Origin of the sequence: Blautia acetica (genome assembly GCF_038739805.1) — a bacterium.
Lineage (GTDB): Bacteria > Bacillota > Clostridia > Lachnospirales > Lachnospiraceae > Blautia.
In genome coordinates, this window is sequence record NZ_JBBEWO010000004.1 from 13,994 (window position 1) to 30,831 (window position 16,838).

The following is a 16,838-nucleotide window of genomic DNA, read 5'->3' on the forward strand; positions in this document are numbered from 1 at the left end:
GGCTTTTTCTTTTATCATGGAAGGAAACTATCTTTTTATCCTGGCTGCAGATCGCCGCCTTTAGAAATTTGGAAACTAATTCATTTTCAAATTTCGGAGGTAAAGGATGAAAGAAGAGAAAAAATACAGTGGTTCTAAAACAAGAAACTATTTTACGGCATATTTGTTGGCATCTATCCAGGGGAGAAGGCTCCGGTATCTGGAAAAGCAGCAGAAAATATTATTTGCGGAGGAGAATCTGGAGGATAAAGAAATCACAGATATAGACATTTCTTTGGAGGAACGGTTAGAACTTGAGAAAAAGGAACAGTTACTTCTGGATGAATCCAAGGGGATTTATCCAGAGTGGAATGAGATGACGGACATAAACCTTATGGAAGCCATGTTTTCTTTGCAGGAGGAAGAACGAAAGCTTATCTATCAGCATGTCTTTGAGGAACGTACATTTAAAGAAATGAGCATCTTGAATCAGATGCCTGAAGAACGGTGTAAAGGTGCATATTATTGGGCTATCCGGAAAATACGCAAGAGAATGGGAGGAAAGAGATCATGAATTTTAAAGAATTGTTATACCGGGCAAGGCAAGGGGATGAAGATGCTATTCTGGAAATATTTGAAATGTATCGGCCACTTTTAATTAAAAATGCTTTGGTAGAAGGGATCTTTGATGAAGATTTGTATCAGGAATTGACAGCAGAATTGCTGAAGTGCATACGGTATTTTAGAGATGTAGAATAGTTTTATAGGGAGAAGCGTAGCGTTATAATCGTTACGCTTCTTTAGCATATTCTACCATTTTTAGTAAATGGATTACATAATTATGGTTACCAATTAGGCAATAAAAAACGCAATCGAAACAAGAATACTAGACGGAATAAACAAGAATCCCCTAATATAATAAAAAATAAGGAGGGCATTTCGATGGAGATGAAGCAAAAAGAATGCGGAATAGTTTGCAAAGAAAATGGTACGGAACAAATAGGAAAAATAACAGAGGAAGAATGGAGATTATTAAAACAATATAGAAATTTGTGTGAAGAAAATAAATTAACCATCAATATTTTGATTCAGCGATTATTAGCACACGAGAAAGGCAGGGAATAAGTTGATTAAAGTAGCATTATGTGATGATATTATTGACTATAATAAAAAAATGGAGAGTTATATCGAAAAATATGGAAATGAAAATCATGTAGAAGTCAAAATTACTTCGTATGGAAGTGGCAGTCAGTTATTATTGAATTATCAGAAACGAAAATTTGATGTTATATTTTTGGATGTGTCTATGCCTGAAATGGATGGATTTGAAACAGCAGAGGAGATTCGGAAGAGTGATCCTGATGTTTCAATCGTTTTTTGTACTTCTTATTATACAATCACTAATGCAGGGAAAGGCTTTGAAGTTGCGGCAGAAGATTTTTTATCAAAACCTTTACTGTATAGAAAAGTTGAGAATATCTTAAACAAAATATATAAAAAGAAATTATTGAATGCAGAGGAAAAGTTATTTTTGAAATGCCACGATGGATTGATTACGCTACAGCTTTCCGATATAATCTATATACAAACAGAAAACAAGCTATTGATTTTACATACAATTCATGGAGATGTGCAAAGTAGTCAAAGAATGAATGAACTAGAGAAGCGGTTAAGCACAAAGCAATTTTATCGCTGTCATAATAGTTATATGGTCAATTTTGACTATGTTGAAGGGGTTAAGCAAGATAGTGTGTTAATCAAAGATAAAGCTCAGAAGTTAAAGACTATTCCAGTAAGTAAATATAAGAAGGAAGAGTTCATGAGAGCGTTAGCTAGATATGTGGGAAAATGGGAAAACTGAAAATCTATGTCAAAAATATGTTGATTTATACAAAGAATATTGTTGTATGGAAAAAAAGGGATTATAGTTTTCATATACTAAACAGAAAGGAGAAAAAACATGGTGAATAATGAAGCAACAGAAGAGTTCTTGAAAGAACTGGATTTAACAGAAGAAGAAATAGAAAGTTATACCGGATGTTCTGAAAGGACACAACGATGTTTAACTGATTGCCCATGGCCATTTCCAGGGGCATACATTAATGAAGCTAAATAAGACAAAGAACCGTATAGCCTATCCTGATATGATAGCCTGTGCGGTTTCTTTTTTGGAGGAAAAGGATGTACACAATCACTTTAGAAGTAAACCAAATATGCAATTTACGCTGTACATATTGTTATCTTGGAAGGAAGACAAACCAAAAGATGTCAGAACAGATAGCATACAAAGGGTTGGAAATTGCTTTTTTAAACGTAGAAAGGCATAGAGATCGAAGATTATGGGTGGATTTTGTGGGTGGAGAGGCACTCTTGAGTTTTCCATTTTTAAAGCAGTTGGTGGAATATATAGAGGGACAGGCTTTAAAAAGGAACATTTTAGTGACATATTCTATTACTACAAATGGAACTATTCTAAACGATGAGATTTTAGCATGGCTGATTAGATATAAAATTCATTTAAAGGTAAGTATTGATGGGGCTGAGGAAACCCATAATAGAAATCGGAAGTGGGTTGATGGGGGTGGAAGTTATGCGAATATTATTGACAACTGTATGTATTTCAAAGAATATGAGAATCAGACAAAGCAGTATATCCAAGCAGCACATGTTGTTACACAGAATAATTATGGGGAAACTTTTCACTCCGTTTGTCATTTAGTTGAAAATCTAAATTTTAAAATAGTGGACTCTTCCATTGATGTTGTGCATAGATGGACAACTGATCAATTGGATGTTTTGGCAGATGAATGGGAAAAAGTATTATGTTATTATATAAAAAGACAAAAAGTAGGGAAAGCATTTCTTTGGGGACTGGTTTTAGATTTGAAGAAATACGGAGAGAATAACGGGAAATCAGGATTTTGCGGTGTGGGACTCATTCAAATATATGTGAAGGTGGATGGAAGAATCTTTGGTTGTGCAGCAAATTTAGAATCTAGTGGGTGCATTGGCGATGTTGAAAATGGATTGTCTATGGATCGCATCAAAAGGTTGAGGAAATTAGAGGAAGAAGGTACAATGTGTTCAAAATGTAATCTCTATAGGGAGTGTCAAAGCAAAAACTGTATTATGAATAGTTTGGCATATAGTGGATCAATAGGTGGACATAATCCTGATATGTGCTATTTTGAACAGAAAAAGAAAAGTCTTTGGGAGGCGTATGCTAAAGAGTTGTAATTTTAAAAAATAAAACTTGAAATATTGGTAAAAATACGTTATTTTTATTATAAATACTAACATCTAAAGTGATATGCGGTGAGTGTTTTATTCTATTGGTGTGGTGGTGGAAATGAATATAATCAGGAGAAAGAGAAAGGAACTGGGGATTTCTCAGAAGGAGTTAAGTGAAAAACTAGGTACAAGTCAACAGACAATCAGCAGAATCGAAAAGGCAGATATTGAAAATATTCCCTGTAGTTTACTGGTGAAACTGGCAAGCATATTTAACACTCCCATAGATATTTTAGTACATGGAGATAATAGTGATTTGTGTAAGAGTCAAATTGAAGAATTATGGGATGTTTTTCAGAAGTTAGACGAGATAAACAAAACTACTTTATTATTGATGGGAAGAAGACTAAATGAAGCACAGATGGAAAATATGCTGAAGAAGCAGATAGGTGATATAAGTGATAAAAATAGCGATATGTGATGATGAAAAATATTTTGTAGATACAGTTGAAAAAATGCTGAAAATTTATGCGGAGAAGAACGGTAAGGATTTTGTAATAAAAAAATATACAAAGCCATTGCAGTTAATGGAATCTTTAAAAGAAGAATTCCAAATTTTCTTTTTGGATATAGAGATGCCTGCGATGGATGGTATGGAACTGGTAGATATCATCCGCAGACATGATGAAAAATCAATTATCCTTTTTGTGTCATCCCACAATGAATTTTTGGGGGTAGGATATAAATATGATGTGCAGAATTTTATCACAAAACCGATTACACAGGTACAGATCAATTGTGAAATGAACAGAGCGTTAAGAAAACTGGATTCATACGAACAAAAATACATAGCAGTAAAAAATGAGAAAGGATACTTTAAATTATTTCTTTCGGATATAGAATACATTGAAACGGTAAAACGAAAAGTGTTATTTCATTTAAGAAACGGGAATCAGGAAGATGGATATTTTAAAATGAGAGATTTGGAAGAACGTTTGGAAAAATACTATTTTGTACGCTGTCATAATGGTATCATTGTAAATGTTGACTGTATTGAATCATTACATGATCTTACCGTCACGCTTTATTCCGGAGATAAGATTTATATTACACGATCCAGAAAACAAAACCTAATGAAAAAAATGGCAGAACGGGGAGGAAGTGTGTAGTGTGTATGGACAGAGTATTATAAAGAATATTTTTTCAATAATTAATATTTTGTTGATTACATATTTGTTAATTGATAGAAAAAACAGTCAAAGTTACAGAAAGAAAAATTGGTATTCCTATGTTTTGTGTATTGGAAGTATATTTTTGGTGCGAGTAATGGAAAATGGAGTATCCATACATATTGCTTATAATTATATTACCATAGTGATAATTGCTATGTTTATAGGACATTTTTTATTTCAGCGTAATATGAAGTATTGTATTTTGATAGGTTGCATTTACTTATCCATTTCGTTATTAGGGCAATTATTAAGCTGCATTTTTCTGTATCCATATAGTGGAGATAGGATATTAGCTGAATTGCCAGGAATCTACCAAGTGGGTATGATGGTAATTGCGGAAGGTGTTATTATTGCCGGAAGTTTGGCATTAAAAAGAATTATAGAAAGAATTCCACCGTTCCTATCAAGCATTAATGTGATTACAATTCTTATCCCGCTATTTCTTAACATTATAGTTATGGCGGTATGTATCGATAACCTATATAACGATAAAGAGGTAATTATCGGTAATGTATGGTCGGTTATTACGATATTAATATTACCTATCGTTATGCTTTTAGGAACTGTCTGTAATATAGTAATTTTGGAGAACTACTTAAATGTAAAAAAAATCGAGAATGAAAAGAAACTTCAAATAAGCGAGATGAGTCTACAGTATGATTATTATATGAGGCAATCGAAAGATATGGAAAATATCCGTAGACTTTCTCATGATATAAAAAACCATTTGGAAGGCTTGAAAGAAAATGTAGAGCCAGATCAAAAAATAGAGTACATTAATGGTATTGAGCGTAAGCTAAATAAGTATCAAAGCTACTATAAATCAGGGAATACATTTATTGATAATCTACTTCATACGAAACGATTAGAGGCCATCGAAAAGGGAATTGAATTTAAGGCGTTTGTCGATTTTACAGAGTTTAAGCAGGTAAGGAACGAGGATTTATGCGTCATAATTTCTAATACAATAGATAATGCATTAAGAGAATGCCGGTTAATGAAAGAAGAAAATCCTACGGTAGAGTGTTTGGTACAACTAAAGGCTAAAAAAGTAAAAGGTTTCTTGTCAATTTTATGCGAAAATAGCCTAAGAGAATCACAAGTATGTTATTTGCGATACAATACAACAATGGAAACATCAAAAGAAGATAAGAAAAATCACGGTTTTGGTGTTAAAAATATTAAAAGTGTCGTGAAGGATTATGGGGGAGAAGTATCATTTAATGTTTTAGATGATATGTTTTCTGTTTCTGTGATTATTCCGATAGAAATATAGTGGAAAAGATGGTGCTTATGGAAAATAAGTGCCATTTTTTTAGTCCAGATAAGGCATAAAAAATACAAACTAAACAAATTTTATGTTTTTTCTTGAAGTAGGATATAAAATAAAGAAAAAAAGAAGAGGAGGCATGAGTATGCGAAAAAAAATGAAACTATTTATTGCCATGGTATCAGTGGGGGTCTTATTGGGAACTATACCAGTTATGGCAGCGGAACAGCCGGAACTTCCAACGAAAGTGCAGGATATTGCAAATGGTTCTGATGACCTCTATGGAGAAGGGGTTCCGATTGAGCATGGCGCAAATCCAGATGAAAGATTTTCGTCCGGTGGAGTAGATCACACACATCAGTATATAGTCGCAAATGCACTTAAAATTCTGAGTAATGATCAGGGCAATAGTGCATTTAATGGCGAATTGAATTCATCTATTCTTATGGAAGCAACTGACTGGCCGGATAAACTCGGAAATGAAACGGATGCAGGAACTTTTGCCGGACACTTTTATGATCCTGATTCTGGAAAAAACTGGTTGGGGCAAACATCCCCGACAGCTAGGACAAGAGCAGAGTCATATTTTCAGGAAGCAGTAAATGCGTATCGTGCAGGGGACGTACAATTGGCTATGTCAAATTTAGGAAAAGGCACACATTATGTGTCAGACTTAAATGAACCACACCATGCATCGAACCTAACAGCAGTAAACAGCAATCATTCTGCTTTTGAAAAATATGTAGATAAAAACCGTAAATCTTACACAATAGCAGGGAATTCGTTTAATTCTTCCGTATATACAACTGCATTAAATACATCAACGGGAGACTTGATGTATTCAGCAGCAAAGCATGCGAAAGGGCTTGCGGCGAATGCTCAAAATGAAAGTACCTATGATAGTGCAGGCAGGCGATCTGTTCAGCATGCCATACAGACGGTAACCCAATATATGTATAAATTTGGTAAAGAGGTAGGAATCTATTAATAAGATTTTTCAGGTCTTGGTATTAAGAATATCAAGACCTGTTTTTATGCCATTTAGACACTAAAATACGCAAAATAATCAAAATATATGGCGAAATAGGAGAATTTGATTAAAATTGTTTTTAGTATATTTAAGAAAGGAGTAGACAGATATGTATAATTTCACATTATATATGACAACAGATTGTAATTTTAAATGCCAGTATTGTTATGAAGACTACCATAACCATTATCAGTTGAATGAAAAAACACTTGTGGACTCTTTGGAGTTTATGATGAATTATGGGGATAGAGGGAAAGTCTTGATTGATTTTTTGGGCGGTGAGCCTTTGCTGAAGAAAGAGTTAATTTACCAGGCAGTAGCCTATATCAAAGATAATTATCCGGAAAGGGAAGTAAAGTATTATATTACTACCAATTGTTCCCTGATGGATGATCGGTTCATTGCATTTATGAAAGAAAATCGTTTTACAGTACGCCTTAGTTTTGATGGGAATAAGGAAACCCATGATTTGAACAGAGTTGCGAAAGATGAAGTTTCTTGCTATGACAAAATTTTTGAGAATATCATGAAGGTAAAGGATAGTGGATTGAATTTTTCTGTAAGAATGACGGTCACAGAAAATACCATTCCGTATATGTTCGAAAACATCTGTTACCTGCATGAGCATGGCTTGGATAACATCTGTATGATTATGGATGTATATTTAAAAATATCTGATGAACTGAAGGCAGAATTTGAAAAACAGGTGGGACAAATTTTGCAATACTATTTGGCTGAGGCAGCAGCGGGCAGAGTTTTTACTATAGATCAATTTGATGGAAAAATGTTTAATATGTTGTGTAACTTTGGAAACTGCTTTGGCATGTGCGATGCTGGAATTGGAAATTTCAAGATCTTTCCGAACGGTCAGATATACCCATGCGGATTTCTTACAAGTAATGAAAAATATTGTATAGGCAATATCAAGGAAGGTGTTGATATAAGAAAGGCAAAATTAATAGCAATGTCGAACTTTGATAAAACCGATCCGAAGTGCAAGGGATGCACAATCCGAGATTTTTGTCATGGTATGAAATGCGGATATATGAATTTTATCAATACAGGGAAGATTAATGTACCATCGGATGCAGAGTGTATTTTTGAACATATCTTTTATAAGGCAATGGTGCAGATTCTTGAATATTATTTACAGCAGCCGATTGAAATAGTTAGAGAAAAATTAGGAGTGTATATAGACTATATCCAGGAGGAAGATTTAAAATTCAGTGAGTTCGGAGAGAAGATTGCCAAGAGGTTAGGTGATGAAAGGTAAACAAAGTCGCCCATACCTTGGATTTTTAAAAGAGTATGCTTTTAGGAAAAAGCTACTACCTTCCTATATTTTAACGATAGCGATAATTGTGTTAACAGCGGGGGTTTCTTTGGTGCGTCCGGAGCTGCAGGGAAAAGTGATAGATGATTTGGGGAATCCGCATAGTACCAGTTTATCTGCGTTTATGTTCCTTCTAGCTGTGTTCTTGGGAATGTTGCTACTGAACTACCTTATGAATTATGTACAGCGTTATGTTGTGGCTGTCATATCGGAGGAGATAGCTGCAGATATGCGACAAAAGGTAGAAGATAAATTATCAACAGTAAGCGTGAATTTTTTTGAGAAGATAAAGCTAAGTGACATTTTGCTGAAAGTAGATAAAGATGTTTCAGCAGTGAAACAATGTGGAATTACAAGTATTATCACATTGGTTTCCAATATGGTTATCCTGGTGGTTGTTCCTCCATATATGTTTTCTATCCATAAGGGAATTGCCGTATCCAATATTATCTTACTTGTCAGCGTTCCTTTTATTAGTAGAATCCTGGGGAAATTGATACAGGAAACCAGTGGTCAAGTTCTGGAAGGATATAACAGTATTACCAGTGTTCTGACAAACACCTATGATAATTGGTTTATTACAAGACTCTTTCAATGTGGGCAATATGTACATGATCTGTATTTTGAGAAAAATCAGAAATATAAAAAAGAGACGAACAGTCAGAATTTGTTGTACATATTGAATACATCTACGATACTTGTAATTCAGTTTATGGGAACAGTCATAATTTGGGTAGTCGGTGCACAAGAAGTATTTAAAGGAAATATGACCATAGGTACCATTATGGCCTTGATGAATTACCAGACAATTATTATGAATCCTATTATTGGAATCGCACAGTTTGCTAACGAGTATCATACAGCCGTAGTTTCCTTAAAGGATATCAATGGTTTGCTTCAGTATCCGGATCAGAAACAAGGAGATGGAGAGAAAGTAACAACAGTTAACAACATTTCCTTAGAAGAGATGAGCTTTTCTTATACAGAGTCGAATAAGAAGGTATTTGACCGGCTCAATTTGAAGTTCGAAAAAGGCACTCTTTACGGAGTTCATGGAAAAAGTGGACAAGGCAAAAGCACTCTGTTCAAAATTATAACAGGTGTGTATCAACCGACAGAAGGAAAAGTAGTTGTGAATAACACAGATTTGCAGGAATTAGATATTAACAGCTATTGGAAAAATACAGGATATGTTATGCAGCGTACACAGTTCTTCAATGATACGGTAAGACGGAATATGGGATTACTACATATTGTTTCGGAGGAAGAAATGGATACAGTGGCAAAGTGCTTGGATTTGTATGATGAAATCCATACTTTAGAAATGGTATGGGATACCGAGATAAAGTTAGAACCATGCAATTTCTCAGAGGGACAAATGCGACGTTTGGATATTATGAGGAATATTTTGAAAAATTCACAAATTCTGATTTTTGATGAAGCCACTGCAAATATCGATGAAAAACGAAGAGGACGTTTTTATCAATTATTACATGAGCTATCAGGGGATAAAATTATTATTTTTTCTACGCACAATCTGGAAGAATTGCGAGAAGCAGATATTATTGTGGATTTGGAGAAGTTACATATAAGGTAGGTGAGTAAAAAGTGAGGATAGGTGTGTTGGATTCCAATGGATCCTTTGATAATCCTTTTTTTCAGGATAAGAAAATTGTAAAAATAGACTGCAAATGGAAAGACCAGGAATACACTAAAGATGCCTTTGGATTTACCCATGCGGAATATGTCTGTTCTTTTATTTTAAAGGAAAACCCAGAAGCTGAAATTATTTTGGTACCTATTGTAAGGAAGAACAAAAAGAGTACGGTTCTGGATATGATAGAAGGTATTGAATTACTGATAGAGGAACAGGTAGACATAATTAATATGAGTATAGGAGATGAGTACAAATATCACAAAGAAATAGAGGAAGTATGTAGAGCAGCTACAGAAAAGGGGATTTTGATTGTGGCAGCATACTCTAATCAGCAAGTAGAAGCAACCTATCCGGCTTCCTTCCCTTTTGTAATGGGAGTAAGATGCCTGGATATAGAGAATCCTTTACAGGTTCTCCAATATGATGGTACAGGAACGGATGTGATTTTTTCCTCTAAATTTTTTTCTCTTTATCATGTGGGCATCCCTAAATTTTATCAGGGCAATAGCTTTGGGTGTGCTGTAATAACAGGGTATCTAAGCAATTATGAGGATGAATATGAACAGGCAATTTTACAGTTTGTTCATAGCACTTTAAATGGATATTATCCATATCATACATTGAAGCAAAAACAGTGCTATTTTCTAACGAACCGTATAGAAGAACCTTTAGAGCAGCGTTTCATACGGGAAGTTACGAGAACAGAGAGATGCGATACTTTTGAAAGTGGAATGGAAAAATTGAGAAATATAAAAACAGCAGAGCAGTATCCGGTGCTATTTATTGATCACAACAATTATCAGGAAATATGTGAGTATAAAGATAGAATCAGGATATATGCCATGGAACATCCGAAGACAGAAATTGTTTTGCGATATCCCTTATTTAATATGGTGGAAAGATTGGATTTCCAGAAGAAAACAAATAGAAATCTGGACCAATTTACAGTTTAGGAGGCGAGAAAATGTATACACTGTCATTAGAGATAATAAATAAGTGCAATTTGAATTGTACTTACTGCTATCTGGGCGAAAAGAAAAATACATACATGAGTTTAGAAACGGCTCAAAAGGCAATCGATATTGCGGTCCATGAAGCAAATAAGCAGTATGATCGGACCCTTATGGTTTATTTTATTGGAGGGGAACCTCTTATGGCATTTAATCTGATGAAAGATGCGGTAGGTTATACGAAGAAAAAATGCCAGGAAACAAACTTAATATGCAAGTTCAGTACTACGATAAATGGAACGTTGGTTACAGATGAGATAATTGACTTTTTTGTGGAAAATACATTTGAGGTGAAAGTGAGTTTAGATGGTCCTGAGTATGTCCAGAATTTGAATAGGAGAGATTATGCAGGAAATGGAAGTTTTGAAAAAATTATGAAGAACCTTCCATTATTGAGAAAATATGAACAGGCTACAGGAAATCAGATTTCTATAGCCAGTGTCGTAACAAGTAATAACTATCAATATTATGCAGAGAGTTTCCAATTCTTGCTTGACTTAGGTATAAGAAAACTAGAATCAGGAATTGACCATTATTGCATGTGGAATGAAAATGACTTGCATGGTTTGAAAGAACAATTGGAACAGGTATTTTATTTATATAAGAATTATATTATTCAAACTAGACAAATGCTTTTTTGGAATTTATGGGAACAGCATGTAAAATCGTACTTATTTCCGTGTATGTTTTATGCTTGTAAAGCAGGGTTGGCAACTTGTTATGTAACGACCGATGGGGGGATTTATACTTGTAGCGAGTTACCAGAATTTAAAATTGGTACAGTAAAGGCAGGATTAGATGTACCAAGAATTAGAGAAATTGTTTATTTGAATGATAAGGTCGATTCGATGTGTGAAGGATGTGAATACATAAATCATTGTAAAACAAGAGGATGCCAGACTTCTAATTATGAAGTTAATAAGGATGTATATAGACCAATAGAGGTCAACTGCAAAGTGACAAAATGGATGTATAATTTGATAAAAGAAAACTTATCCGAAAAGCAACTAAATAATATGAAAGAAGAATATGAAAGGAGATATATTCGCCATGGAAAATAAAATGAATGATTTTATTAAGATTACAGAAGGAGAAAAAGTGGCTTTAATTGATCCGATAGGAAAAGTCTGCCTGGGGGTAAGTAAAAGATTTGCAGATAATTTGGATAAACCAGAGTTCCAGGAAAAGCTATATCCTGTATGGAAGCAGCAAACTGAATTTATAAAAAAAATAGAAAATAATCATGAGAAAATCAATACTGTATATTTGATGGTAACTAGAAAATGTAATATGAATTGTGAATTTTGTGCAATCAGTGCAAACGACAAATTGCATCCAGAAAATGAATTTAAGCTAGAGGATATACAGAATAAGGTGATTCCATTCTTTCAGGAAAACAAACCACATAAAATGATTATTACAGGTGGAGAACCATTGATTAAAGTTCAGATTGTGGAAATTGCAAAAGCATTAAGAAATGGATTGTCTTGTCCAATCACGTTGCAGAGTAATGGTCTTGCCCTTACTCTGGAATTAACAGAACAGTTGAAAGGGTATATAGATGAAATAGATTTTAGTACAATGCACATGTTCGGAACACCTGAAAAGGAGAAACAGTTAGTTGAACACATAGAGATGTGCCAGCAGGCAGGGATTAAGGTAGTGCTTAGTTTCATTTACGAAAAAACGAATGAAGCTGATATGTATAAATTGATTGACATTGCTGCGAAATATGATACAGATGTTCTTTTCAATATTGTTTCCCCGGTAGGACGGGCAAAGGATAATTCTGAAATACTGACAGATACGGAACGTATCGATATGAATCTGAAAATATTAAATTATATGCTTGGGAAGGGGTATGAGAACAAAAAGATTGCTAGAGGTTTCCACCAGAGAATTCAGGTAAGAGATTCTTGTGGAGGATATGGAAAAGTTATGGCAATTTACCCTGAAGGGGATATTTATATGTGCCAGTGTATGGAAAAATGCCAATTCAAAATGGGAAATATTATCAAAGATACTCCTCAGAAGATTTTGGTCAGGTTGGAAGAAATGATGAATACAGAAGAGATAAAGAAGACATTTTGTGTAACTTATAAGGAAATCTGTAGAGAATGCGACTATAGATATATATGTGGTGGTAGGTGTTTAGCTTCTGATGAACCATATGATTATCGTTGTATTTTTATAAAATCAATGTTGAAATATGTATTATTCTATTACAACGCCAAAGAAGATAAAAGAAAACAATTGGAACATTATAAACAATATTTAGAACAAGTAAAAGAGATTATAAATCAAGAAAAAAAAGAGTAAAATCCACATAGGTAAAAAAAGTGCAAAATAAACATAAAATATGGAAAACAATTATTAAAAATAATATTCTGAAAGAAAATATAACAATGTGTGGGAGGTGAACATTATGGAAGAAAGATATGAACTAAAGGAAGAGGAAGTTAATGTTTACACTGCTGAATGTGGTAAGATACAAGAATTTTGCCTACAGGATTGTATAGACGGAAGTGCTTGGTTAAGTATTGAATCTTGATTATTATATGGGAAATTAGTGAAACTAAAGCCTTCTGATTGAAAAATTAGAAGGCTTTAATTAAAAGACAAATTATGAAAATACATATTATTTGAAGGAAAGGATATAAATGGAATGAAGATTTTAGAGACAATTAAATTAAAAAAATATTACGGTCAAGAACCAAATGTTACCCGTGCATTGGATGGGGTCGATTTTTCAGTAGAAGAGGGAGAGTTTGTAGCGGTGGTAGGAACTTCTGGATCTGGTAAGTCCACCCTGCTTCACATGATGGGGGGGCTGGACACTCCAACCAGCGGAACCGTGATTGTTCGGGACAAAGAGCTGTCGAAAATGAACGATGAACAGCTTACCATCTTCCGCCGCCGCAATATCGGCTTTATCTTCCAGAACTATAACCTCGTTCCCATCCTGAATGTGTATGAGAATATTGTCCTGCCAGTGGAACTGGACGGGGACACGGTGGATCAGAAGTTTTTGGACGAAATCGTTCATCTGCTGGGGCTGGAAGATAAACTGAAAAATATGCCGAACAATCTTTCCGGCGGACAGCAACAGCGTGTGGCGATTGCACGTGCTCTGATTAGCAAACCGGCTATTGTGCTGGCCGATGAGCCGACTGGCAACCTTGACAGCAAGACCAGTGCTGAGGTGCTAGAGTTAATCAAGCGTACAAGTTCGGAGTTCCACCAGACCGTAGTCATGATTACCCACAACAACGACATTGCCCGCCTTGCAGATCGGATTATCCACATTGAGGACGGCAGGATTGTGCAATAAGGAGGTGACAGGTTATGACAGGGCCTTTTAAGAATGATAGCAGCACCATAGTAAAGCGCATATCAAATCGAAGTATATCGGCGAATCGAAAAAGAAATATCTTTATTGTTTTGACGATTGCACTTGCAAGCGCATTGCTATCTGCTATTGTTCTCTATGGTTTTGGGGTTATGCAGGAAACGCAGAACCGCAACCAAAAAACAGCACAGATTATGTATCATGCGATTTCTGAACAACAGGGACAGGAACTATACAAGCAAGAAGAAATTGCGTGGGTTGGGGAATTTTTTAACGCATTTTCTGAACAGGTAAACCATTCAACCGTGAATTTTACTTATGCAAATGCGGATATGCTAACATCCCAAAGTATGCCCTATTCGGGAGATTTACCAGCTTCGGAGGATGAAATTGTAGTACAGGAATCCTTTTTGGATAGTTTGGGCTATTCAAATGAATTGGGACAGACAATTCAAATCCCCTTTTCTGACGGCACTACCCATGATTTCAAATTGACGGGAATCTTAGATGTGAAAACTGGCGATATTGGGCGCTATACAGCTATTATATCGAAAGAATTAATAAGACAACAGTATGGCGACGAGGGCATGATTGATTATTACATTGGGCTGAATGGTGCTCAAAATATGAGCGAGGAAGAAGCCGCCAACTATGCAAACACTCTGGCACAGCAATTAAAAATTTCCGATGATAATGTGATTGTCCGTTCTACTTATTTCAACTTAAAGGACGAAAATAGTGGAAGTGATATGCTGTTCTATTTCTTGATTGGTTTTATAACTTTCATTGGTTCCGGCATTGTGATCTATTCGATTTTTTATATTTCAGTAGCAAGCAGTATCCGTAACTATGGACAGCTTCGCACAATCGGAACAACAAAACGACAGATTAAAAAGATGGTTTACCGCGAGGGAAAATTACTTGCTGCCATTGCTATCCCGATTGGTCTGGTTATTGGAAATGTGATTGGGTACTTTCTGGTTCCTGCCGGTTGGTACTGGCTGACTACTTTATGTGTGACGGTGGGGGTTGGTCTTTTTGCATTTATTATTGTGATGATTGCTATTCATACTCCTGTAAAAAAAGCTGCGGCAGTATCTCCGCTGGAAGCATTGCGATATTCCAATTATCAGGGGAAAATGAAAGAAAGTTCCGTGCTGCACCGTAAAATAACGCCTGCTTCACTTGCTAAAATGAATCTGTCCAGACAAAAGGCAAAGTCTACTTTAACAATATTTTCTCTCTCACTCGGCGGAGTATTGGTTGTATTGATTTCGACAATGTTAGCTTCCTATGATGGCGTTGCAGAAGCACGAGGCAGGGCTTTCCCTGTCGGTGAATTTAACATCCAGCTCAACGCAAATCAATCGTGGGACACCGCCGATATTTCTTTGTCTGGATTACAGCAAAAGAATTTTCTAAATGCCGATTTTGTAAATGCAGTAGAATCTATTGACGGCGTTACGGGAATCAAACGCTGGTATTACACGGACGCAGAATATCGTGTAAATGGTAATTCTGGAAATTGGATTCAGGGCTTTTGTCGGGATGAGCAGCAGAATTTGGAGAAAGAACGAATTGCAGGCACGATTGATTATGATGAACTGGTGGCAGGCAATGGAATTGTCTTGCTTCAAGAGCGTGCCGATCTCTATGATATTGAGGCTGCATTGGGTGATACCGTCGAAGTGAACTATAAAACCGAATCTGGCCAAATTCGTACAAAAACCTATACAGTCATGGGCATTGTGAAAGAATATTCGTATTCTGGCTTTTCAAAATGCTTTACGCTTCCAGAGCAGCTTATGAATGAAGCGACCGGGATAGATTGTACAGGTACTATTTCCGTAATTACGGACACGGAAAAATTCGATATGGTTGAAGCTGCATTAAATCAACTGATAGACAGAAATAGCGATTTGGTTATGGAAACCATAAAAGAAAGTATCACTTATTATAGTGGACTTCAACAACTTTCTTTTGGGGTGTTGTTGATAGTGGCTGTTATTGTTGTGTGCTTTTCTTTAATCAACCTTGTCAATACGACAATCACCAATTTCCTGTCCCGGAGACAGGAAATTGGAATGTTACAAGCGATTGGTTTGAGTAAAAAGCAACTTATCAAAATGCTGTGTTATGAGGGGGTGATTTATTCAGTTTTTGCTACGCTTGTAACATTGGTTTTGGGAATTGGACTGGGTTTTCTGTCCGTACAGGTAGTTGTGAAAACGATGAATCCATACTTTTATTATTCATTTCCGTGGCTAATCGTATTGATATATTTGGCTATTCTATTGGTGGTGCAGTTTATCTTGATTTCTTACACAATTGGAAATTTGAAAAAGCAATCTCTTGTTGAGCAAATCAGGACGATGGAATGAGATAGGATCGGCGGGGCGGCGTGTGCTACCCCGCTTTTTTTCGCCATTTCTCAAAGAAATTTTTGAAATGTCTGAGCGTTGTGATAATTCAGTCTGTTTTTCTGTTGAAATTAAAGCCACCTCGGATATTTATTGGAATTTTAATATTCAGGATACATAATCTAAAAAACATTAATTGAACAGGTGGTAGTAGAAGAATAAGGGATATTGAAAGGCAATGTCCAATTAGTAAATAAAAAGTGCGATTTATACAAGAAATATGGAAATAAATATATAAGTGCGATACGATAGACAAACAAAGGATAGCAAAGAAATTTGCGTTCAATGTAGTTATTAATTATGTTTTGCCTAGAGAGGAGGCTTATT

Annotated in this window: 18 protein-coding genes; all 18 read left to right on the forward strand. The window is 35.3% G+C overall.

The window, feature by feature from the left end; genetic code table 11:
* Positions 1–106 precede the first annotated feature (106 nt).
* The 18 genes from WBS51_RS03815 to WBS51_RS03900 all read left to right on the forward strand — a co-directional run bounded on the left by WBS51_RS03815 (position 107) and on the right by WBS51_RS03900 (position 16,472).
* The gene (locus tag WBS51_RS03815) at positions 107–553 is read left to right on the forward strand and encodes a sigma-70 family RNA polymerase sigma factor (RefSeq protein WP_005342245.1); all 447 of its coding nucleotides are present in this window, start codon (positions 107–109) and stop codon (positions 551–553) included.
* Positions 550–738 (forward strand): helix-turn-helix domain-containing protein, encoded by a 189-nt coding sequence (locus tag WBS51_RS03820; protein WP_025579110.1) that lies wholly within the window; start codon positions 550–552, stop codon positions 736–738. The genes WBS51_RS03815 and WBS51_RS03820 overlap by 4 nt, the downstream gene beginning before the upstream one ends.
* Before the next feature lie 183 nt (positions 739–921).
* A complete protein-coding gene (locus tag WBS51_RS03825) occupies positions 922–1,104 on the forward strand; it encodes a hypothetical protein (protein WP_117942275.1) in 183 nt (60 codons plus the stop codon).
* Between the two features lies 1 nt (position 1,105).
* Complete coding sequence (locus WBS51_RS03830) at positions 1,106–1,840, forward strand: LytR/AlgR family response regulator transcription factor (protein ID WP_117942276.1); 735 nt, start codon at positions 1,106–1,108, stop codon at positions 1,838–1,840.
* Positions 1,841–1,939: 99 nt separating this feature from the next.
* Positions 1,940–2,095, forward strand: a complete 156-nt coding sequence (locus tag WBS51_RS03835) for a pseudouridine synthase (protein WP_117942277.1) — start codon at positions 1,940–1,942, stop codon at positions 2,093–2,095.
* A 65-nt stretch (positions 2,096–2,160) separates the two neighbouring features.
* On the forward strand, positions 2,161–3,216 hold the full coding sequence (locus WBS51_RS03840) for a radical SAM protein (RefSeq protein WP_117942278.1): 1,056 nt from the start codon (positions 2,161–2,163) through the stop codon (positions 3,214–3,216).
* Positions 3,217–3,328: 112 nt separating this feature from the next.
* On the forward strand, positions 3,329–3,691 hold the full coding sequence (locus tag WBS51_RS03845; RefSeq protein ID WP_342694044.1) for a helix-turn-helix domain-containing protein: 363 nt from the start codon (positions 3,329–3,331) through the stop codon (positions 3,689–3,691).
* Positions 3,669–4,379 carry a LytR/AlgR family response regulator transcription factor gene (locus tag WBS51_RS03850; protein ID WP_117942280.1) on the forward strand — a complete coding sequence of 237 codons (711 nt, stop codon included), beginning with the start codon at positions 3,669–3,671 and terminating at the stop codon, positions 4,377–4,379. The genes WBS51_RS03845 and WBS51_RS03850 overlap by 23 nt, the downstream gene beginning before the upstream one ends.
* A gap of 1 nt (position 4,380) precedes the next feature.
* On the forward strand, positions 4,381–5,718 hold the full coding sequence (locus tag WBS51_RS03855) for a sensor histidine kinase (protein ID WP_118064330.1): 1,338 nt from the start codon (positions 4,381–4,383) through the stop codon (positions 5,716–5,718).
* A gap of 139 nt (positions 5,719–5,857) precedes the next feature.
* The gene (locus tag WBS51_RS03860; RefSeq protein ID WP_227190898.1) at positions 5,858–6,700 is read left to right on the forward strand and encodes a zinc dependent phospholipase C family protein; all 843 of its coding nucleotides are present in this window, start codon (positions 5,858–5,860) and stop codon (positions 6,698–6,700) included.
* A 172-nt stretch (positions 6,701–6,872) separates the two neighbouring features.
* Positions 6,873–8,015, forward strand: a complete 1,143-nt coding sequence (locus tag WBS51_RS03865) for a radical SAM/SPASM domain-containing protein (RefSeq protein ID WP_243105282.1) — start codon at positions 6,873–6,875, stop codon at positions 8,013–8,015.
* Positions 8,005–9,672 carry an ABC transporter ATP-binding protein gene (locus WBS51_RS03870; protein ID WP_117942283.1) on the forward strand — a complete coding sequence of 556 codons (1,668 nt, stop codon included), beginning with the start codon at positions 8,005–8,007 and terminating at the stop codon, positions 9,670–9,672. The genes WBS51_RS03865 and WBS51_RS03870 overlap by 11 nt, the downstream gene beginning before the upstream one ends.
* Positions 9,673–9,683: 11 nt before the next feature.
* On the forward strand, positions 9,684–10,685 hold the full coding sequence (locus WBS51_RS03875; RefSeq protein ID WP_117942284.1) for a S8 family serine peptidase: 1,002 nt from the start codon (positions 9,684–9,686) through the stop codon (positions 10,683–10,685).
* Positions 10,686–10,696: 11 nt separating this feature from the next.
* The gene (locus WBS51_RS03880) at positions 10,697–11,803 is read left to right on the forward strand and encodes a radical SAM protein (RefSeq protein WP_117942285.1); all 1,107 of its coding nucleotides are present in this window, start codon (positions 10,697–10,699) and stop codon (positions 11,801–11,803) included.
* A complete protein-coding gene (locus WBS51_RS03885; RefSeq protein ID WP_227164643.1) occupies positions 11,793–13,061 on the forward strand; it encodes a radical SAM/SPASM domain-containing protein in 1,269 nt (422 codons plus the stop codon). Before WBS51_RS03880 ends, WBS51_RS03885 begins: the two co-directional genes overlap by 11 nt.
* Before the next feature lie 106 nt (positions 13,062–13,167).
* On the forward strand, positions 13,168–13,293 hold the full coding sequence (locus WBS51_RS03890; RefSeq protein ID WP_255647045.1) for a hypothetical protein: 126 nt from the start codon (positions 13,168–13,170) through the stop codon (positions 13,291–13,293).
* A 114-nt stretch (positions 13,294–13,407) separates the two neighbouring features.
* The gene (locus WBS51_RS03895; protein WP_117942287.1) at positions 13,408–14,073 is read left to right on the forward strand and encodes an ABC transporter ATP-binding protein; all 666 of its coding nucleotides are present in this window, start codon (positions 13,408–13,410) and stop codon (positions 14,071–14,073) included.
* A 14-nt stretch (positions 14,074–14,087) separates the two neighbouring features.
* The gene (locus tag WBS51_RS03900) at positions 14,088–16,472 is read left to right on the forward strand and encodes an ABC transporter permease (protein ID WP_117942288.1); all 2,385 of its coding nucleotides are present in this window, start codon (positions 14,088–14,090) and stop codon (positions 16,470–16,472) included.
* Positions 16,473–16,838: the final 366 nt, after the last annotated feature.